Source organism: Vibrio sp. MACH09 (genome assembly GCF_033238805.1).
Taxonomy (GTDB): Bacteria; Pseudomonadota; Gammaproteobacteria; order Enterobacterales; family Vibrionaceae; genus Vibrio.
The window spans coordinates 1,771,695-1,791,322 of sequence record NZ_BSFZ01000001.1 but is presented as its reverse complement, the minus strand read 5'-3'; the positions used below and the strand labels follow the sequence as shown (position 1 = coordinate 1,791,322).

The 19,628-nt window shown below is 42.3% G+C and carries 17 protein-coding genes; 10 read left to right on the top strand and 7 right to left on the bottom strand.

What is annotated here, in order from left to right; translation table 11 throughout:
* Positions 1-36: 36 nt before the first annotated feature.
* The 7 genes from CHJ_RS07935 to pabB all read right to left on the bottom strand — a co-directional run bounded on the left by CHJ_RS07935 (position 37) and on the right by pabB (position 9,338).
* A complete protein-coding gene (locus CHJ_RS07935) occupies positions 37-1,923 on the bottom strand; it encodes a DUF294 nucleotidyltransferase-like domain-containing protein (RefSeq protein WP_171752041.1) in 1,887 nt (628 codons plus the stop codon).
* Positions 1,924-1,993: 70 nt separating this feature from the next.
* Positions 1,994-3,184: an amino acid aminotransferase gene (locus CHJ_RS07930; protein ID WP_317917395.1), complete on the bottom strand. Its 1,191-nt coding sequence runs from the start codon at positions 3,182-3,184 to the stop codon at positions 1,994-1,996.
* A 213-nt stretch (positions 3,185-3,397) separates the two neighbouring features.
* On the bottom strand, positions 3,398-4,840 hold the full coding sequence (locus CHJ_RS07925) for an HD-GYP domain-containing protein (protein ID WP_317917394.1): 1,443 nt from the start codon (positions 4,838-4,840) through the stop codon (positions 3,398-3,400).
* 176 nt (positions 4,841-5,016) lie between these two features.
* Entirely contained in the window at positions 5,017-6,417 is a 1,401-nt protein-coding gene (gene asnS / locus CHJ_RS07920) for an asparagine--tRNA ligase (RefSeq protein ID WP_171752038.1), read from the bottom strand.
* Positions 6,418-6,663: 246 nt separating this feature from the next.
* A complete protein-coding gene (locus CHJ_RS07915; protein ID WP_171752037.1) occupies positions 6,664-7,134 on the bottom strand; it encodes a GNAT family N-acetyltransferase in 471 nt (156 codons plus the stop codon).
* Between the two features lie 205 nt (positions 7,135-7,339).
* Positions 7,340-7,930 carry a CoA pyrophosphatase gene (locus tag CHJ_RS07910; protein WP_317917393.1) on the bottom strand — a complete coding sequence of 197 codons (591 nt, stop codon included), beginning with the start codon at positions 7,928-7,930 and terminating at the stop codon, positions 7,340-7,342.
* Entirely contained in the window at positions 7,923-9,338 is a 1,416-nt protein-coding gene (gene pabB, locus CHJ_RS07905; protein ID WP_317917392.1) for an aminodeoxychorismate synthase component 1, read from the bottom strand. The genes CHJ_RS07910 and pabB overlap by 8 nt, the downstream gene beginning before the upstream one ends.
* Before the next feature lie 165 nt (positions 9,339-9,503).
* Here pabB and CHJ_RS07900 point away from each other — a divergent pair, with 165 nt between their 5' ends.
* From CHJ_RS07900 to CHJ_RS07855, 10 genes are all read left to right on the top strand, one after another.
* A complete protein-coding gene (locus CHJ_RS07900) occupies positions 9,504-11,018 on the top strand; it encodes a fumarate hydratase (RefSeq protein ID WP_171752034.1) in 1,515 nt (504 codons plus the stop codon).
* A 138-nt stretch (positions 11,019-11,156) separates the two neighbouring features.
* Positions 11,157-11,342, top strand: coding sequence for a hypothetical protein (locus CHJ_RS07895; protein WP_171752033.1), 186 nt, complete (start codon positions 11,157-11,159; stop codon positions 11,340-11,342).
* A 165-nt stretch (positions 11,343-11,507) separates the two neighbouring features.
* Positions 11,508-12,896 carry a YcjX family protein gene (locus tag CHJ_RS07890; protein ID WP_317917391.1) on the top strand — a complete coding sequence of 463 codons (1,389 nt, stop codon included), beginning with the start codon at positions 11,508-11,510 and terminating at the stop codon, positions 12,894-12,896.
* Positions 12,893-13,930, top strand: coding sequence for a YcjF family protein (locus CHJ_RS07885; RefSeq protein ID WP_317917390.1), 1,038 nt, complete (start codon positions 12,893-12,895; stop codon positions 13,928-13,930). Before CHJ_RS07890 ends, CHJ_RS07885 begins: the two co-directional genes overlap by 4 nt.
* Positions 13,931-14,065: 135 nt before the next feature.
* Positions 14,066-15,613: a transcriptional regulator TyrR gene (gene tyrR, locus CHJ_RS07880; protein ID WP_317917389.1), complete on the top strand. Its 1,548-nt coding sequence runs from the start codon at positions 14,066-14,068 to the stop codon at positions 15,611-15,613.
* Positions 15,613-16,197, top strand: coding sequence for a ribosomal protein S5-alanine N-acetyltransferase (rimJ, locus tag CHJ_RS07875; protein ID WP_317917388.1), 585 nt, complete (start codon positions 15,613-15,615; stop codon positions 16,195-16,197). The genes tyrR and rimJ overlap by 1 nt, the downstream gene beginning before the upstream one ends.
* Positions 16,190-16,783 (top strand): HD domain-containing protein, encoded by a 594-nt coding sequence (locus CHJ_RS07870; protein WP_317917387.1) that lies wholly within the window; start codon positions 16,190-16,192, stop codon positions 16,781-16,783. Before rimJ ends, CHJ_RS07870 begins: the two co-directional genes overlap by 8 nt.
* Before the next feature lie 16 nt (positions 16,784-16,799).
* Positions 16,800-17,273: a DUF2947 domain-containing protein gene (locus CHJ_RS07865; RefSeq protein ID WP_317917386.1), complete on the top strand. Its 474-nt coding sequence runs from the start codon at positions 16,800-16,802 to the stop codon at positions 17,271-17,273.
* Between the two features lie 231 nt (positions 17,274-17,504).
* A complete protein-coding gene (locus CHJ_RS07860) occupies positions 17,505-19,043 on the top strand; it encodes a sensor domain-containing diguanylate cyclase (RefSeq protein ID WP_317917385.1) in 1,539 nt (512 codons plus the stop codon).
* A gap of 40 nt (positions 19,044-19,083) precedes the next feature.
* Positions 19,084-19,614, top strand: coding sequence for a 3'-5' exonuclease (locus CHJ_RS07855; protein WP_171752025.1), 531 nt, complete (start codon positions 19,084-19,086; stop codon positions 19,612-19,614).
* The last annotated feature ends 14 nt before the right edge of the window (positions 19,615-19,628 follow it).

The window sequence follows — 19,628 nt, the reverse complement described above, 5'->3', positions numbered from 1 at the left end:
TTCAGGGGCGCGATATGGAAGACTCACTGGCTAACCTCAGCTAAATTTATTGCTTGCTTGATAACGATATTTCAAGAAGTTTTGTGCATTACTTAAAATCTGAAAAGCATCTTTTAGGTTACGACGATCAAAATCTGAAATGTTGTCAGGCTCAATGTTGTTATCAGGGGCAATGGCATTTTCAATATCTATCGCCTGATGTCGGATACGAACCATACTGATAAACTCCATCGCATCTCTTAAATCTTGCGCGCGTCCTTTTGGTAAGATGCCAGCGTCTATAATATCGTCTAAGCGTTCAAACGAGTTTTGCGCTCGAGAGCCAACCGCCAAACCGTGAACACGAATGAGATCTGCCAGTGGTGCCGTTCCTCGACGCTTTAAATTAATGGAGTTTTTATGTTGGCCATCTTTCTCCATAACAAAACTCTGGAAGAAGCCAAGAGGTGGCGTGCGGTTCAGGGCATTGCGTGCCAAGCAGGCAAGAAAACGGTTGTTCTTTTTTGCTCTTCGCAAAATAAAGCTGTTTAGTTGTTCTGCCCACTTTAATCGCCCATAAATACCGGTAAGGTCGAAGAAGATGGAACTGTTTAGTAGCGCCTTGGGGTTAGGGTTATCAATCCAATCTGCAAAGCAGCTTTCCCATTCCCTGCGTGTCATTCGCCACATAGGGTTCGACGCCATAATGTCGCCAGTACAATAGTTGTAACCGCACATGTCTAGTCCATCGCAAACAAATTTGGCCAGTTTTTCAAAGTATTCACCATGTTTTTCAGCAACGTATGCGTCATCAAGTATGATCGCATTGTCTTGGTCTGTTACGATGAGCTGCTCATCGCGAGCCATTGAACCCAGCGCCAAGAAACAGTAAGGGATAGGTGGTGGCCCTAGCTCTTGCTCAGCAAGTTCGATAATGCGCTGCTTAAAGCTTCGACCAATTACCGACATGGCACTGCCAACCATATGAGAGTTGGCATCTTCATTAACCAGCCGAACAAAGCTATCTTTTACCTGTTCAGATATGGCTTGTAGTTCTTGAATCGAGCTTTGTAAAAATATGGTGCTAACCAGTAATAACGAGTTTTGCGATTCATACCGCACGATATCGGTAGACTCTAAAATACCTAATGCTTTGCGGTTTTTTAGAACAGGTAAGTGGTGCACGTTATACCTAAGCATCGTTAGCATCGCCTCATAAACATAGGCATTGTGGTCTAACGAAATGACATCAACGGTCATGACACTGGCGACTTCATCGGAGGGATTTAACCCTTCAGCTAAGACGCGTGTACACAAGTCCCTATCGGTAATGATACCGATAATGGATGAGTTCTCTTCATCATCGGGATCGCTGTTGGGATCATAAATCAGTAGAGAAGATACCGCTTCTTCGGCCATTTTTTTTGCAGCGCTTTGAATGGACAACTCTTTAGATATGCTGATGGGTTCTCGAGTAAGTAAGGTACTTACTTTTGATGTTGTTAAGTCATTTGCATCATTGGTATTGGATATGGTTTGGCGTAGACGAACACTGTCTTCGACTTCGACAAAGTCAGCAAAGTGTTCATGTCCTTCATACAGTTCAAGGAAAACTTTCTCTGGAATACAGTAGAGTAGGGTATCGTCTATGGCTTTGGCGGGAAAACGTACTTTATTATTGGTTAATAGCCCCATTTGGCCAAATAAAGCCCCTTCGCTGAGTCGGTTGTACAGCTCTCCTTTACGTCGATATACCTCAACAACACCACTTCTAAGCATATAAAGATCATGAATATGATCCCCCATATGAATAATAGGTGTTTCGTTACGAAAGTAAGAAATTTCAATGCTTTGAGCGATATATTCTAACGTTTCGTCAGGCAGTTCATTAAAAGGAGGGTGCTGTGAAATAAAGTTTTTAATTTCGAGTAACTCAGCGTTCATAGTTTCCTCTGTCGCAAAAAAAAAGCCAGACCTCAATAAGAGAGTCTGACCTTATATCCGTTATCTGCCATTATAGTACAGCGGCAATACCTTTACATAAAGGAATCATATTGGCTTTCGTCATACCAGCAACACTTATGCGACCTGAACCAACAATATAGATGCCAAATTCTTCTTTAAGCTGTTCTACTTGTGCTTTCGTTAAGCCTGAGAAGCTAAACATGCCATTTTGACGTTCAATAAAGCTAAAGTCAGCGGTGACACCTTGTTCTTTTAGCGTCTCAACAAATAGCGAACGCATCTCTTGAATACGGTCGCGCATTTCAGCCACTTCTTGTTCCCACTCTGCTCTCAGTGCAGGGTTGTTTAAAATATGTGTCACAACTGCTGAGCCGTGTGCAGGCGGGTTTGAATAAATTGAACGAATGATCGCTTTGACTTGAGAGAAAGCGGTGGCAGCAGTTTGCTCTGATTCAGCAACCAGCGTAAAGGCGCCTACGCGCTCGTTATATAAGCCAAAGTTTTTAGAGAATGAACTTGCTACTAAAATTTCACTGTTGTACTTGGCGAAAGTACGAAGGCCGTGGGCATCTTCTTCAACGCCTTTAGCGAAGCCTTGATAAGCAAAATCGAAAAGAGGTAAAAGCTTTTTGTCGGCACAAAGTTTTGCCAATACTTCCCACTCGTCAGCCGTTGGGTCAATACCGGTAGGGTTGTGACAACAACCATGTAGAAGAACGATATCACCTTCGTCTGCTTTGCCTAGGTCTTCAACCATCAGTTCGAAGTCTTTAGACTTAGTCTCAGCATTATAATAGCCATACTGAACGGTCTCTAAACCAGCAGCAGTAAACACACCATTGTGGTTTGCCCATGTTGGGTTGCTGATCCAGATTTTAGGTGCGCCAAGTTGGCGTTTAATAAACTCACCAGCTACACGCAAAGCACCCGTGCCGCCTGGAGCTTGAGCCGTCTTCGCTTTATGTTCGGATACGATAGTGGAGTCATCACCAAACAGTAGCTTTTGCACTGCTAGGCCGTATTCTGCGGTTCCTTCAATGGTGAGGTAAGATTTGGTTTTTTCTGTTTCAAGAAGTGCAGCTTCTGCTTTCTTAACGGTAGCTAACACAGGGGTCGTTCCCTGTTCATCTTTGTATATGCCTACACCAAGATTGACTTTCTCTTTACGGCTATCTTTCTTAAATAGTTCAGTCAAGCCAAGTATAGGATCCGCTGGAGCAGCAGCAACTTTTTCAAACATAATCTTCATCCCTGTTAAATGTGGTAGTAACGGTTTATTTATACCTTTATGAACCATTAGAAACAACATCAATAATTGATAAAAATTAAATTTATTTCAATTTGGTGGTAATTAATGATTTAAGTCAGTTATTTTGAGGGTTAAAGAGATGAAATAAGCGCTTTTTCTGTCAGAAAAGTAGTAAAAGTTAAAAACGGGCCGAGGCCCGTTTTGCTATTCTTTATCTTTAAGTCTACTTGCTATCTCGACGAAATCATCTTCAATGGCGATAAAGGCTTCCACGATATCGGGGTCGAAGTGTTTGCCTGAACCCTGCAAAATAATCTCTTTCGCTTCTTGATGAGTAAATGCCGGCTTATAGACTCGCTTCGATATTAATGCGTCATAAACATCAGCTAGAGCCATCAATCTGCCAGAAATAGGAATATCAGTGCCGGAAAGTTGATTTGGGTAACCTGAACCGTCCCACTTTTCATGGTGAGTTAAAGAGATCTCTTTGGCCACATTTAGGAAAGAGGTTGACCCCAGTTGCTGCTCCGCTATAGATAAAGCGTCTGCACCAATTTGCGGATGTTGCTTCATGGTCTCAAACTCTTCATCAGTCAACTTACCCGGTTTTAGCAATACTCTATCTGGAATGCCTACTTTGCCGACATCGTGAAGAGGCGCTGATTTATACAGCAGCTCTATATAATTTTTATCGAGTAAATCGGTGTACTTTTCATTGTTAGATAGGTGCTCTGCTAAGGCTTTTACATACTCTTGTGTTCTAAGAATATGTGCACCCGTTTCGTTATCACGTGACTCTGCTAATGCGGCTAGGCTAACAATCGCAACATCGCGAGTGGTTTGAACTTCTTTGTGGCTGACTTCCAAATTATCCAGCATGCTATTGGTTAATGAGGCGACTGTACCTAACTCATCATGATCATAGACAGGAACGCGTACATCTTGCGAGCCTGCACCAACAGCGGATAGGGCAGATTCTTGCGACAGCAGCATCTGTTTTAAAATCTTGGTCCACAGATTAATGATATAAAATGCATAACTGAATAAAACCACGGCGACAAAAATAAACTCTTTTATCACACTGATCTTTCCTGAGCCGTCAGCTAACTTCTCGGGATTATGTTCCAACCAATATAAATCTTTAATTTCTATCATGATCATAGAGGCTGTTAAGGCAACTATCAGCATAGAAAACAGGCCAATCATCTGTTTGATGATTGAACGGCGCTCACCGTTAAGGCTGACTTGAAAATCTCCGCTCGCGAGATAGCGTTGCTTGTCCAACAGCTCTAAGATGACGCCAGTGAAAAAACCAAACAGAGTCATACCGAACAGCACTTTAAAGTTGCTGTCGAAACCGAAGTCATAACTGATGTTGTAAAAAAGGGCAAAAGGGAGCGAGAACAGGAAAAACAAGCCTGTGTCTAATTTTGTGATACTGCCTTTATAGGTAATGATGCCAGCAGAGGCCAATGCGGATCGGGTCGAAAAAAGCAGTACAAATACTATAGAGACATGTAGCAAGATTTCTTTTGTGGTTAAGGTATCAAGAAAGGGACATACACGGCTGCCATATGTTCCATAAACAATAGCTGCAATGATGTAGAAAAAGAACGTTTTACCTTTATCAAAATAAGGCTTATACATTGATACAATCCACCTAAAAATTTTAGAACAGTACAGTAGACCTAATGATCGAGTAAAATATTTCAGAGGTCAATAAATAGTGTTAGAAAAGGTTATGTGGCTAATGAGTGAAAAAATTAAAAAGCCGCTTTAAATAAAGCGGCTTTTGCAATTTGTGTCAAATACCAACAGTGGTATTAGAAGTTTGCGCTTCTTGGAGAACGAGGGAACGGAATAACGTCTCGGATGTTACCCATACCTGTTACGTAAGAAACTAGACGCTCAAAGCCCAATCCAAAACCTGCATGTGGAACTGTACCGTAACGACGTAGATCGCGATACCAATCCATGTGCTCAGGATCGATGCCCATTGCTACCATACGCTCATCAAGAACTTCTAAACGTTCTTCACGTTGAGAACCACCGATGATTTCACCGATACCCGGTGCTAATACATCCATAGCCGCTACTGTCTTACCGTCATCGTTCAGGCGCATGTAGAAAGCTTTAATGTCTTTCGGGTAGTTTTTAACAACTACAGGTGCTTTAAAGTGCTCTTCTGCAAGGTAACGCTCATGCTCAGAAGACATATCGATACCCCATTCAACAGGGAATTCGAATTCGCGACCAGACTTAATTAGGATGTCGATTGCATCTGTGTAATCCACTTGTGCAAAGTCAGAAGAAACAAAGTTCTCTAAACGCTCAATAACCGTTTTGTCTATGCGTTGAGCAAAGAACTCTAAGTCATCACGACGCTCTTTTAGTACAGCGTCGAAAACATACTTAAGCATGTCTTCGGCAAGACCAGCAACATCATCTAGATCAGCAAAGGCAACTTCAGGTTCAACCATCCAGAACTCAGCCAAGTGACGACTTGTGTTTGAGTTTTCTGCACGGAAAGTTGGGCCAAATGTATAGACTTTGCTTAATGCACAAGCGTAAGTTTCGGCATTTAACTGACCAGAAACCGTTAAGAATGTCTCTTTGCCAAAAAAGTCTTCATTAAAGTCGACGCTGCCATCTTCTTTGTGAGGAAGGTTTGCAAGATCCAGCGTTGATACGCGGAACATTTCACCAGCACCTTCTGCATCAGAAGCCGTGATTAATGGCGCTGACATCCAGAAGTAACCTTGCTCATGATAGAAGCGGTGTATTGCTTGTGACAGGCTGTTACGTACACGCGCAACTGCACCAATAACATTGGTGCGAGGGCGTAAGTGTGCAACTTCGCGCAAGTACTCGATAGAGTGACGAGTTTTAGCCATTGGGTAAGTATCTGCGTCTTCGACCCAACCGACAACTTTAACGTCAGTCGCTGCGAGTTCAAAGTCTTGGCCTTTAGCCGGTGACTCAACAACTTTACCCGTTACTTCTACAGAACAACCTGTGGTCAGCTTTAGTACCTCAGAATTGTAATTATTAAGTTCATTAGGGACCACGGCCTGAATAGGGTCGAAACAAGAGCCGTCGTATATGGCAAGGAAAGAGATTCCAGCTTTGGAATCACGACGTGAACGGATCCAGCCTTTGACAGTAACTTCACTGTCTAGTGCTAGCTTACCGCTAAGTACGTCTGTTACAGGCGCGTAAGTCATGTGTTTAATATTCTCCGTAGAAGTATAAATAAATCCTGATTGCATTAATCAATGTGAAAAAGTGAACAATAGGATTGTAGGAATTGCCTAATGCACCGAACATATTACATGTGAATTTGTTCGCTTCAAGCCTTATTCTTGTTTGAGTTGATATATTTGACAAGAATCTAGATTTTATTTAATAAAAACCCGTTTATGTTAAATAATTGATAATGTTTAGCTGAAAAAATAGTCAAATACACAAAATTAGTTGATATCTTTTCTTAGTACGTGCTGAGCACCAGCTTCACCACCGTGATAAATCGTTTCTGTATCTGAAAAACCGACGTCTAAATAGAGCTTATAGGCCAGAGTGTTTTTCTTATTTACCGTCAGTCCTATGCAATTAAAGTCCGCATAGGCGCCATAAAGATAAAGAAATAGGCGATTAAGTGCTTGCTTGGCGTACCCTTTGCCTTGATGCTGTTTGGCAATGAGAAAATTACGTAAGCCCAGCTCTTTTTGTTGAGCAAAAGTGTACTGACGAGAATAGGACTTATCCAGCATAAAGAAACCGAGTAACTCTTTGCCTTCATTGATTACATAAAACTCTTGTTCAGGGGTTCTATGTTCATAAAGCGTATTAAAGTTAGTAACGTACGGTTTCTGCTCATCTGTCACTTCCATCTCCATAAGAGAGGCGTAGTCTTTGAATTTAGCTTTTCGAATAGTAATCATTAGATTAAGTCCGTAATCGATATTATTAATACCAATCTCAATTAAATAGCTTGAGTAGATGAGCCCTATACACGATGGTTTAAGATCGATCGTGCTCAGAATAAAATAGTGCTTAGAATAAAATAGCGCCCAGACTAAAAAGCTGAAAGATGCGTCTACTTTATGCCATTAGCAGTATAAATAAATTCGGCAAAAAGAACACTGTTTACTCACGCAGTTGACGTTGAAGAGCTTGAATGATTTGTGCGGTAACTCCCCAAATAAAGTGCTCATTATAAGGAACCGCAAAAACTCTATGTCGTTGTTGGTTAATTTTGAATACTTGTGTATAGAGTTGTTTGATATCAAATAGATGGCTAGCGGGAACTTCGAATACGTCGTCAACTTCATTTCTATCCATCTGGATTTGATAATCACTGGAAATAAGGGCGATCACTGGGGTCACCATAAAATGACTGACCGTCATCAGTTCTGGTAATAGTCCAACAACAGATATTTGATCAGCATGAATTCCGATCTCTTCTTCAGTCTCCCTTAATGCGGTGTGTATTAAAGAGCTGTCTGACTCTTCATACTTGCCGCCCGGGAAACTAATCTGTCCGGGGTGATGTTTAAGGTGCTTTGCTCGTCTGGTTAAAATCACAAATAGTTGGTCATCTCTCTCTACGCAACCAATGAGTACCGACGCTTTACGAACCTGCTTGGGATTGGCAGAGGAGGCTCTGTTCACGGCTTCGTGGTGATACTGTTCAGGTAGACGTAAAGAAAACTGGGTAAGTAACTGCTGCTTATTCATGTTCTGCCTTCTCTAATACTGGCAAAATACGACTCAGTTTATCCAGCGTCTCTTGATATTCGGCATCACATTGACTGTCCGCGACGATGCCTCCACCAGCCCATGCGTACAAGGTATTGTTATGCGCAACCAAGGTGCGAATCGTAATACTGGTATCCATCGTGCCGCACTGGCTAATATATCCAATGCTTCCGCAATAAACCGTACGCCTATGAGGCTCTAACTCTTCAATAATCTCCATTGCCCGCACTTTAGGTGCTCCGGTTATTGAGCCTCCGGGAAAACAGGCTCGCAATAGATCGGTGGGTTGATATTGCTTATCCAGTTTAGCGGTAATGGTGCTAACTAAATGGTGTACCGCAGGAAAGCTTTCTACGTCAAACAGTTTTGGCACACTAACGCTACCGGGTAAGGCGACTCGGCCAATATCGTTGCGTAGCAGGTCAACGATCATTAAGTTTTCTGCTTGATCTTTCTCAGAACGAGCCAGCTTCTCTGCATTAATGATGTCTTGCTGTTGGCATTGAGAACGAGGCAAAGTGCCCTTGATAGGCTTGGTCTGTATGGACTGTGCTGATAACTGAATAAATCGCTCTGGGGAGATACTAATAATGGCACTCTCGTCTAACTTTAAAAATGCAGAAAAAGGTGCTCTGTTTTGATTCTCTAGCGTTAAATAAGCGTCAAACTCTGAACCTGAATAGTTAGCCTTAAATCGCTGCGCTAAATTGATCTGATAGCAGTCCCCAGAAAGCAGGTAGTCTTGAATTTTATTAAACTTACCACGGTAGTCGGCGGCACTCATATTGGATTGCCATTGACTGGTTAAAGAGAAAGGAGCCGATGGTTCCGTCTGTCTTAACTCTGTCTCAGTGTGAGTATCGGTTTCTTTACGGCTTAATAGATATTGGTAGGCGTTCTGCACATCTTGACCAACAACATGTGCCTGTTTTTTGTGGTGATCAACGATGACTGCCCAACGATAAAAGCCTACCGCCATTTCTGGGATATCAATGTCATTCTCTGCTAACTCGGGTAGTTGTTCTACTCGACGGCCTAAGTCGTAGCTAAAATACCCTAACGCACCACCAACAAAAGGCAAATCATCATTGCTGGTATATCTAGGTAATAAATTATCGAGATGATGCTGCAGTAATTCAAAAGGGTCTGCTTGCGAGACGGTAACTGAATCACCCTTATGAAAGTAAGTTTGATGCTTTCTGCTTACTAATGTGGCAATTGGGTTTGCTACCAAGATATCAAATCGACTATCCGGATGAGTGGTTGAAGGCGAACGCAATAGCATTGACCATGGATGATCGGCGATAGGGCGAAACAGTGTTACAGCAAGATCTGGCTGATACTCAATCTTGTGAGTGTCGAACTTGTGAGTTTTATTGTTAATCATTTGCTTAATTTGTGACAAAGGCTTGAATCACCACATAGCGTGTTGTTGGAAGCGAGAGTATCATAAATTCAAAATTTTAAGATCTAAATGTTCAGTTGAGTATATATACAATAACTATTGTTGATAAGTATCTCATTGAAACCATAACAATTAAAGAGGCAAGCAATGACAGTCATCCGTAAGCAGGACCTCATCAGCAGTGTTGCTGATGCACTTCAGTACATCTCTTATTATCATCCATTAGATTTTGTTAAAGCATTGGAAAAAGCGCATGACTTAGAGCAGAGTCAAGCCGCAAAAGACGCCATTGCGCAAATTTTGATCAACTCTCGCATGTCCGCAGAAGGGCACAGACCCATCTGTCAGGATACGGGTATTGTTACCTGCTTTGTTAAGATCGGTATGAATGTTCAATGGGAAAGCGATTTAACCGTACAACAGATGGTTGATGAAGGGGTTCGTCAAGCTTATACAAACCCAGATAACCCATTACGTGCATCCGTATTGAGTGATCCTGCGGGTAAACGTATTAATACTAAAGATAACACACCAGCGGTTGTCCACATTGATATGGTTCCCGGCGATAAAGTAGAGATTCAGATTGCGGCTAAGGGTGGCGGTTCTGAAAACAAAACTAAAATGGTTATGCTAAACCCTTCCGACGATGTCGCTGAGTGGGTAGAGAAGACATTACCGTCAATGGGGGCAGGTTGGTGTCCACCGGGAATGCTTGGAATAGGTATTGGCGGAACCGCTGAAAAAGCAGCCGTATTAGCGAAAGAGTCGCTAATGGGACACATTGATATTCAAGATCTTATTGATAAAGGCCCTGAAAATGCTGAAGAAGAGCTTCGATTAGACATCTTTAATCGAGTCAATAAGCTAGGTATTGGTGCGCAAGGTTTAGGCGGGTTAACCACGGTTGTTGACGTGAAAATTATGACGGCACCAACACACGCGGCGTCCAAACCTGTCTGCATGATCCCGAACTGTGCAGCGACTCGTCACGTACACTTTACCCTAGATGGCACGGGTCCAGCAGAATTGACCCCTCCTAAACTGGAAGATTGGCCAGAAGTAACATGGGAAGCCGATGAGAATACTCGTCGTGTTAACCTTGATGAAGTGACAAAAGAAGACGTTCAAGAGTGGAAAACCGGTGAAACAGTATTACTAAGTGGCAAAATACTGACTGGTCGTGATGCTGCACATAAGAAAATTCAGGGGTTATTAGAGAGTGGTGAAGGGCTACCTGAAGGTGTCGATTTTAATGGTAAGTTTATCTATTATGTTGGCCCTGTAGATGCGGTAGGTGATGAAGTCGTGGGTCCTGCGGGTCCAACAACGTCCACCCGAATGGACAAGTTTACTGACATGATGCTTTCTCAAACGGGTCTTACCGGAATGATTGGTAAAGCAGAACGCGGACCGGCGGCTATTGAGTCAATCAAAAATCATAAAGCGGTTTACCTGATGGCGGTTGGTGGTGCTGCTTACTTAGTGGCTAAGGCGATTAAAAAAGCACGTGTTGTCGCTTTTGAAGAGCTGGGTATGGAAGCCATTTATGAGTTTGAAGTGGAAGATATGCCAGTGACGGTTGCGGTAGACTCTACCGGAGCGAATGCTCACCAGATTGGCCCAGATACTTGGAAAGTAAAAATTGCAGAAGCAGAAAAGTAATTAACTTAATCAGCAGGTAGGGCAAATCAGTTAGCCTTACCTGCTGTTTATACGCATTATTTTCTATCAGACGGTTACTCAAAGAGATCACTTTTAAAAATCACTTATTAAGCTTGATATAAACCCTAAGGAGACGTTATGGCTAGGTTTGTACAGATTCTTCAAGTTATTATTGCCATAGTAGTTGGCTTCTATGTCGCGCGTGACTTGGTGTTAAATGGTATCGCTATCTTTAATCAGCAGTGGGTCGTGATTGCTGTCGTGACGACGCTACTATTAGAATTGGCTCTATTTGTCATTTATAAATTAATTGAAGATGATTAACTTATATTCTCAGGCACCTTGAGGTCACTTGAGTATAATCCTGAGATTTCTTGGGGACTCGCGTTCAACCTAATGGTTGGACGTTTTTGTTTGTAAAGGAAGTTAAACAGCGTGGAATTAATAATGCAATTGTCTTACTCTGTTGCGAAGTAAGAGGAAATATTAATGAAAAACATCCGCCAAGAAATGAATGATCTTCTCCATCGCGGAATGGACAGTCATCTCAAACTCGCTGTGACTGGTTTATCAAGAGCGGGTAAGACTGCATTTATCACATCACTCGTTAATCAGTTGCTGCACTCTGCTGGGTCAGAGAAACTACCGCTGCTTAACGCGTCCCGGGAAGGGAAATTGATTGGAGCGAAACGCGTTCCGCAACAAAATTTATTGGTGCCCCGTTTTAGCTATGATGATGCATTAACGGCGCTTCATTCCGAGCCACCTCATTGGCCAGTACCAACCAAAGATGTCAGCGAAATTCGTCTCGCCTTGCGTTATAAGCCGACAAAGAGCAGCAAGCGTATTTTTAGCCAGACGGCGACCCTCTATCTCGATATTATCGATTATCCGGGAGAGTGGCTGCTTGATTTGCCACTATTGGATTTAACTTATGAGCAGTGGTGTCAGACACAATTTGATGGTTTGACGGGTACTAGACGCGATCTCGCCAAAGCATGGTTACAACAGATCGACGCCATAGACCCATTTGCTGAAGCTAATGAGAAACAGCTAGAGCAGGTCGCACAATGCTATACCGATTATCTGTTTAGTTGTAAACAGGCGGGTTTACACTGGGTGCAGCCCGGGCGATTTGTGTTACCGGGAGATTTAAAAGGCGCCCCTGTGTTGCAGTTCTTCCCTTATCAGTTATTGGGTAGAGAAGATGAACTAGACAAAGCAGATAAACATTCCAGTTATCATATGCTTAAATCTCGCTATAAAGAGTATCAGCAAAAAGTCGTTAAACGTTTTTATAAAGATTACTTTTCAACGTTTGATCGTCAAATCGTGCTGGTGGATTGCTTACAGCCACTTAACAGTGGTTACGAATCTTTTACTGATATGAAGTCCGCTCTTGAACAGCTAATGAAGAGCTTTCGTTATGGCCGCTCATCAATGTTGAAACGGTTATTTTCACCAAGAATCGACAAGTTGTTGTTTGCTGCCACTAAAGCGGATCATATAACCCCGGACCAGCATGCGAATCTGGTGTCACTTCTTCAGCAAATGGTGTATCCATCATGGCAACATGCCGCATTTGAGAACATCGATATGGAGTGCATTAGCATTGCGTCCATTCAGGCGACAACCAACGGTTTTGTGTCCGACGGTGAGAACAGTATTCCTGCCATACAAGGCACGACTTGCGATGATCAACCCATGACGCTTTATCCCGGCGACGTTCCTAAAAAACTTCCCGGCGAAGAATTCTGGAAAAATGGTCATTTCGATTTTAATAACTTCAGACCAAATCAGACAGAAATCGATACCCCCTTGCCTCATATACGAGTTGATAAGGCATTGCAGTACTTGATTGGAGATAAACTAAAATGAGTGAGCTAAAGTCTAAGCAAGTTTTCCAGCAGCCGTTAAATAGTGAGCAAGAGGCTAAGCAAGTTACTGATGATGATTTAACGCTACAACAAGCGTTCGAACCGACAGCTAAGTTTGTGCCAGTCGAGATGGAACAGGTTGATGAAGAAGGGGAGCACGAACAGAACTTAGAGCAAGTTATTCGTCCCAGTAAAAATAGAAAATGGTTTGCCACAGGGGTACTAACCTCATTTTCGGGCCTTGTTGGCTGGCAAGCCATCAATAATGTTGTTACCGCTTATCAAAGCGCAGATTGGCTCTCAATTGGTTGGTCTGCCTTTATTGTATCGATTGCCGGCGTGGGGATTTCAGCTCTGGCAAAAGAGTTATGGCGCTTACGTAAGTTACGACGTCACTTTACCGTTCATCAAGAGAGTGAAGCGCTATTAAACAGCGATAGCGTTGGTAAAGGGACTGATTTTTGTGAAAAGTTAGCCAAAGAGTCAGGGACTATAGCGGAAAGTCCTCATCTGGATCGCTGGAGAAATTCAGTAACGAGTTCTCACAGTGACGCCGAGATTCTTGAGATGTATGACGCAATGGTTGTTAGCCAACAAGATAAGCAAGCCAAAGCTCTGGTGGCTAAGTTCTCTACAGAAGCCGCCGCATTAGTGGCAATTAGCCCGTTGGCTATTGCAGACATGTTATTGGTGGCGTGGCGTAACTTTAAACTGATAGACAAATTAGCGGACATCTATGGTATTGAACTCGGCTACTGGTCTCGGTTGCAACTGTTTAAACTGGTTCTTGTTAATATGGCCGCTGCGGGTGCCTCTGAACTTGCCACCGAAGCGGGCGTCGATCTATTGTCAATGGATCTGGCGGGCAAGGTATCTGCACGAGTTGCGCAAGGGTTTGGGGTTGGTATCTTAACCGCGAGACTTGGATTGAAAGCCATGTCATTGTTAAGACCTATGCCTTGGAACCGCGACAATCAAGTTAAGTTATCAGAAATCCGAAAAGCGTTATTACTAGAGCTTAAAAGTAAGTTGTAACAAAATGATGACTATTTGAGCAAAAAACAGCGAAATTTGCTTATTAATTTCAGCTTTTACAACCCTCACTTGACGAGAGAAAGTCCTTAATTCAAACTGGTGTCAACTTTTCCTGACACCCTTAAGGATTTTGTCTTGCGTCTTGAAGTTTTATGTGAAGATCGACTAGGCCTGACTCGTGAGTTACTTGATACGCTCGCATCGATGAATATCGATTTACGAGGCATAGAAATTGATGTCATTGGTATTATTTACCTCAACTGCCCTGAAATAGATTTTGAGGTATTCAGTGAGCTAATGGCACAAATTAGGCGTATCTCTGGTGTAACGGATGTGCGAAAAATTCAATTTATGCCAAGTGAAAGGCATAATACCGAGTTGGTTTCGTTGCTTTCTCATCTTCCTGAACCAGTACTGTCCGTCAATCTCAAAGGTAATATCGACATGGCTAACCATGCCGCCGGTGAGTTGCTGGATAAATCCTCTGATGAACTAATAGGCCAACAATTCCAATCGTACATTTCAGGTTTCAATTTTTCTCATTGGCTAGAAGAAGATGTGAATCGGAAAAGAGAGAGTGTGGTTGTTAATGGTCTTGATTACCTGTTGGAAGTTGTTCCTGTCTATATTGAAGGTGAGAATAGTGAAGAGCCTTTATTAGCAAGTGCGGTAATTACTTTAAAATCCAACTCGCAACATCACGCTAAGGTCACCTTTTTACCAGAAAGCAATGCCATTGGATTTGAGCATTTTGTCGGGCTTTCTAATCGACATAAAGCGCTTATTAGCCAAGCGAAAAAGCTGGCTATGCTTGATCAACCGCTGTTAATCGAAGGGGAAACTGGCACAGGGAAAGAGATGCTTGCTCGTGCGTGTCATAACCGTTCTCAACGTTCTACTGCCCCGTTTTTAGTGCTGAGCTGCGCGTCTATGCCCGATGATGTGGCGGAAACAGAACTGTTTGGTCATGCGCCCGGGGCGTTTAACCAAGGTACTGGCCATAAAGGTATTTTTGAACAGGCAGATGGTGGAACCGTATTTCTAGATGAAATTGGCGAAATGAGTTCGCATCTACAGATAAAACTACTCAGATTTCTACAAGATGGCACTTACCGTCGAGTAGGGGAAGAGCACGAAGTTCATGTGGATGTGCGGGTAATTGCCGCGACAAAACAGAACCTTGCAGAATTGACTGAAAAGGGTGAGTTTCGGGAAGATCTTTATTATCGACTCAATGTGTTGACCTTATCGATTCCTTCACTGCGTGAACGTAGCAACGATGTGGCGAGCTTGGTTGACCTGTTTTTAAAACGATATTGTCAAGAATTAGGAATTGAGAAACCGTTGCTATCCGCTAAAACGCTAGATGAGTTATCCTCTTATCAATGGCCGGGAAACATCAGAGAGCTCGACAACACAGTGCTTAGAGCGGTGACTCGAATGACAGATGGGGAATTGACTATTGATGATTTTCAGTTGCCTAAAGTAGATTCGGCGGTTGTGAATCACGTTGGTGTCAGCCTAGAAGGTTCTCTTGACGAGATCATGAAAGATTATGAAACAAAAGTTTTAGACAGACTTTACCAATCATTCCCATCGAGTAGAAAACTGGCTAAACGATTAAGTGTTTCCCACACCTCTATTGCCAATAAACTTCGTGATTATGGTATTAGGAAAAAGTAATGTGGCGTGATTTTAAATTCCATAGTATGAATTTGCAAAATGGTGATGTTCAGGTTCGTTTAGCAAAAAAAGAAGACAGTAAGTTAATTAGCGACTATTTTACTCGCAACCGTGAGTATCTAAAACCGTGGGAACCAGTGAGGGAAGAAGCCTTTTTTACTGAACAAGGCTGGAAGAAAAAGCTGATTAAGTTAACCGAACTTCATGCTTTGAACTTAGGTTTCTACTGTCTGATTATCGACCTGCCTAGCGGAAAAATGCTCGGCACCGTTTCATTCAGTAATGTAGTTCGTTTTCCTCTTCACTCCTGCAATGTTGGCTACTCGTTAGACAAGGAAGCTCAAGGGCGCGGAACGATGCGTAAGGCGCTTAAACTTGCATGTGAATGGATGTTTAGTGAACAAAATATGCACCGCATATCTGCCAGCTATATGCCACACAATAATAGAAGTGAGTCAGTACTGATGGCTAACGGTTTTCACTCCGTAGGCTATGCCAAAGAGTACCTACTGATTGACGGTAAATGGCAAGATCATAAACTTACTGCGTTAATTAACCCTAATTGGCGAGAGAATAATGACTAATCAAAGATTGATAAAACAGATGGCCTTAATTATGGAGTTGGACCAACTCAAATCCGTATTGAGACGCACTCGGGTGAAATGCGATGGCCATCGATTGGAAAATAGCGCAGAGCATAGTTGGCACGTTGCTTTGATGGCCATTCTCCTGCAAGAGCATGCCAACGCACCTGTGGACATTTCTAGAGTGGTAAAAATGCTTTTACTGCATGATATTGTTGAAATTGATGCGGGTGATACATTTGTTTACGACCAAATCGAGTCAGAAAAACAAGAGCAGAAAGAGCTGCAAGCAGCTGAGCGTTTATTTGCCATGCTACCAGATGACCAAGGTGAAGAACTTTTTAGCATCTGGCGAGAATTTGAGAAAGCAGAGAGCGATGATGCAAAATTTGCTAAAGCAATTGACCGAATTATACCGATCTTGATGAATCATAATAGCCAAGGCCAAAGCTGGGTTGAGCACGGTATAGCAAGGCAACAAGTTATCAATATTAATCAGAGAATTGAAAAAGGCTCTGAGGTGTTATGGCAAAAAGCACTAGAAATTATTGATGAATCCGTTGCCAACGGTTGGTTGAAACCATAACAGTACGAGAGTGAAAATGTCATACATTGATATTAATGAATACAACCGAAAATGGATCTTTACCCATCAGTCATTGCCGGTAGAAGAGAGTGAACTACAAAATATCAAACCGATGAGTCAAGTTCGATCTGCTCAGTTGTGGCAAGATAACATAAGCCAGCAAAGTCCTGATGCGGATAGATTAAGCAGCCAAGATTGGCCGTCGAAGAAAAGTAACTGGAGCGATGAAGTTCGCTGGATCGACGCATGGGATAGCGACGATAGCGCATTACCGGAAGGGGTGCTCAATCACATTGACTGGCAAGACGATGTTACCGTCTACTTCTGTTATGAAAAGTATAACGTTATCGAAACGAAGTGGCGTACCTTCAAGCGCCATTGGAAAAACTTTTTATTCTTTGATGATGGCCCTATTTTAATTGGTCGCAGACGCAATGAAGCCCTATGGTTTTCAAGCGATGGAAAAGTAAAACTTGGTGTTAGACAATAATTTTTAGTTAGATACGCTGCAAAAGTATCTAACAGCATTTCGTGTAAACCGCTTAGTTCACTCTAGGCGGTTTTCTTTTCATATACAGTTAAGCAACCAGAAAATTAAGTTTGCTGGTTAATTGCTCGATTGAAGTGGGTTTTTAATAGAGAACTCAATAACAATTGGAGAAGGGTGAGAATCCGTCTTAAACTGTATATAACTTGGTTTTATAATCACTAAATAGGTTGGATGTTGAGCAAAGCAGATTTAGGTTTACGTCCTACAGTAGTATTTGCGATTTTTATGGTCATCACTTTCATTGGAGTGGCGACAATCTGGCAAATTCAACGAGGCAACTCCATTAAGCTAGATGAAGTAGCGGTTGAGAGATGGACTCGTCTGCTACAAAGTCAGGTTTACAGTGATATTGACTCAATAAGTTCTGTTGCTAACTTTTTCCACGCTACCGATAAACAAGAGTGGTATCACTTTGCTGATTTTAGTAAAGAGATGATGAAAGGGTCCGCCAGTTTAATCGCTGTTCAGTGGATGGAAAAAGTGGAGTTGGAAAATCTGGATGCACATCTGGCGGAAATACAACAAGCTCGACCTTTTGTTAAACTCTTTACTGCAACAGAAAATGACATCGTCTTTAAAGGCGTAGTAGATAAATCTATTTCTCCAATATACGTAGCGACAGATGTTTACCCACCAACCAAAGAGAATTTACGAGTCCTTGGCTTTTACTCCGTCAAAGAACGCTTTACTCGTGTCAAGAACTCCATCATCAGTGATAGAGCAGCAAACATTTCTGATAAAGTCACCCTGTTACAAGACGATCTCCACAATGTTGAACCATCCGACGGGTTTTTAGTCTATTCTCCAGCCTTTTATGGTGAAAGTGATGTATTGAAAGGCGTGGTCATTGGTGTCGTTAGAGCGAGTGTCTACTTTGACTCATTGATTGGTAACTCCATGAACAGCAATGCAGTTGCGGTTAGAATCAAAGACATGGGCTACAGCTCTGATGATGATCCGGTTTTGTATCAAAGTGGTAAGTGGGGAAACAAACACTCCTACCAACTATCAAGTTCTATCCGGTTTCCTAATAGAACATGGTCTCTGGAGTTCCAATTTAGTCGGCAAGTTTCGCATAGTGACAGAATATCGTTATTTTTTATCGCGTTATCCGGTATTGTCATTTCCATTCTTGTTTCACGAATTGTTTATAAAACTAGCCAGCAAAATGAAATTCTAGAGGTAGAGTTAGAGAAAAGAACGAAAGAGCTCAACTACTTAGTTACTCACGATCCAAATACCAATGCGCTTAATCGCAGGGCTTTTAACGAAGTGTATAAACAGTTGATTGAGGCAAAACTTCCTTTCTCTTTAATCACATTTGATGTTGATAATTTTAAGACAATCAATGATCTTTATGGACACCCTATTGGAGACGCGGCATTAGCCCATATTGCAAATCAAGTATCCGTATCTCTTAGTGAACAGGATAAACTTTTCCGGGTTGGAGGGGATGAGTTTAACGTGATCACCAGTGTATCAACGGTGAGTGAACTGTTCACTTTCGCCGATCTTCTTCGAACCAGTGTGTGTGACAATCCTCTTAAAGTTGAAGGAGATATTCATGTCTCAATAAGCTTGGGTGGAGCAGTGTATAAAGGCGAAGAGATGGAGCCATTTGCGCAAAAAGTAGATTTAGAACTGTACAAAAGCAAAAAATTTGGCCGTAACCGTGTATCAATACTGGGCGCAAATGACGAGATGAGCTAAAATCCCGCGTCGAGTTTTCGTTTTCCCCAAAAGGCATAATATGAATTACAACCGCATCGTTTGTTTCGATCTGGAAATGTGTTGTTGGAACGTTGATGGTGTAGGAACCACTGGTGAGATTATTGAAGTCGGGTTGGCTGAGATTGACTTGCTAAACAATGAGATCGTTAAGCGGGCTCAATACTATGTTAAGCCTCAGTCGGATAAAGTTTCTCCTTTCTGTACCGAGTTGACGGGAATCAGCCCGAAAACCGTTCAAAAACAGGGTCGAGAACTGCAATCTGTAATCAAATCGATGATCAAAAATTTTGGTGGCCCTAACAAAATATATGCAGCATGGGGACATGATGACGCGATCTTAAAAGCAGAATGCGAAGCTAAAAATATCGCGATGCCTTTTAATGAGTATATCAATCTAGCGACTTTGTATCGGGTAAAGCAGCGACTAAAAGATAAACGTATTGGTCATAGGGCGGCTCAGGAGCAGATGGGTATTGAGTGGGAAGGTAGGCAACATTCAGGCTATGTTGATGCGTACAACTTAGCCAAATTAGCCTTGGTTCTTCTTTGAACATGAGATAATCG

Bases quoted from the DNA above. Each gene is read 5' to 3' on its own strand.
- CHJ_RS07855 (WP_171752025.1), top strand. From the start codon at position 19,084: ATGAATTACAACCGCATCGTTTGTTTCGATCTGGAAATGTGTTGTTGG.
- CHJ_RS07925 (WP_317917394.1), bottom strand. From the start codon at position 4,840: ATGTATAAGCCTTATTTTGATAAAGGTAAAACGTTCTTTTTCTACATC.
- CHJ_RS07915 (WP_171752037.1), bottom strand. From the start codon at position 7,134: ATGATTACTATTCGAAAAGCTAAATTCAAAGACTACGCCTCTCTTATG.
- CHJ_RS07860 (WP_317917385.1), top strand. From the start codon at position 17,505: ATGTTGAGCAAAGCAGATTTAGGTTTACGTCCTACAGTAGTATTTGCG.
- CHJ_RS07885 (WP_317917390.1), top strand. From the start codon at position 12,893: ATGAGTGAGCTAAAGTCTAAGCAAGTTTTCCAGCAGCCGTTAAATAGT.
- CHJ_RS07890 (WP_317917391.1), top strand. From the start codon at position 11,508: ATGAAAAACATCCGCCAAGAAATGAATGATCTTCTCCATCGCGGAATG.
- CHJ_RS07870 (WP_317917387.1), top strand. From the start codon at position 16,190: ATGACTAATCAAAGATTGATAAAACAGATGGCCTTAATTATGGAGTTG.
- rimJ (WP_317917388.1), top strand. From the start codon at position 15,613: ATGTGGCGTGATTTTAAATTCCATAGTATGAATTTGCAAAATGGTGAT.
- CHJ_RS07895 (WP_171752033.1), top strand. From the start codon at position 11,157: ATGGCTAGGTTTGTACAGATTCTTCAAGTTATTATTGCCATAGTAGTT.
- asnS (WP_171752038.1), bottom strand. From the start codon at position 6,417: ATGACTTACGCGCCTGTAACAGACGTACTTAGCGGTAAGCTAGCACTA.
- CHJ_RS07900 (WP_171752034.1), top strand. From the start codon at position 9,504: ATGACAGTCATCCGTAAGCAGGACCTCATCAGCAGTGTTGCTGATGCA.
- pabB (WP_317917392.1), bottom strand. From the start codon at position 9,338: ATGATTAACAATAAAACTCACAAGTTCGACACTCACAAGATTGAGTAT.
- CHJ_RS07865 (WP_317917386.1), top strand. From the start codon at position 16,800: ATGTCATACATTGATATTAATGAATACAACCGAAAATGGATCTTTACC.
- CHJ_RS07930 (WP_317917395.1), bottom strand. From the start codon at position 3,184: ATGTTTGAAAAAGTTGCTGCTGCTCCAGCGGATCCTATACTTGGCTTG.
- CHJ_RS07935 (WP_171752041.1), bottom strand. From the start codon at position 1,923: ATGAACGCTGAGTTACTCGAAATTAAAAACTTTATTTCACAGCACCCT.
- CHJ_RS07910 (WP_317917393.1), bottom strand. From the start codon at position 7,930: ATGAATAAGCAGCAGTTACTTACCCAGTTTTCTTTACGTCTACCTGAA.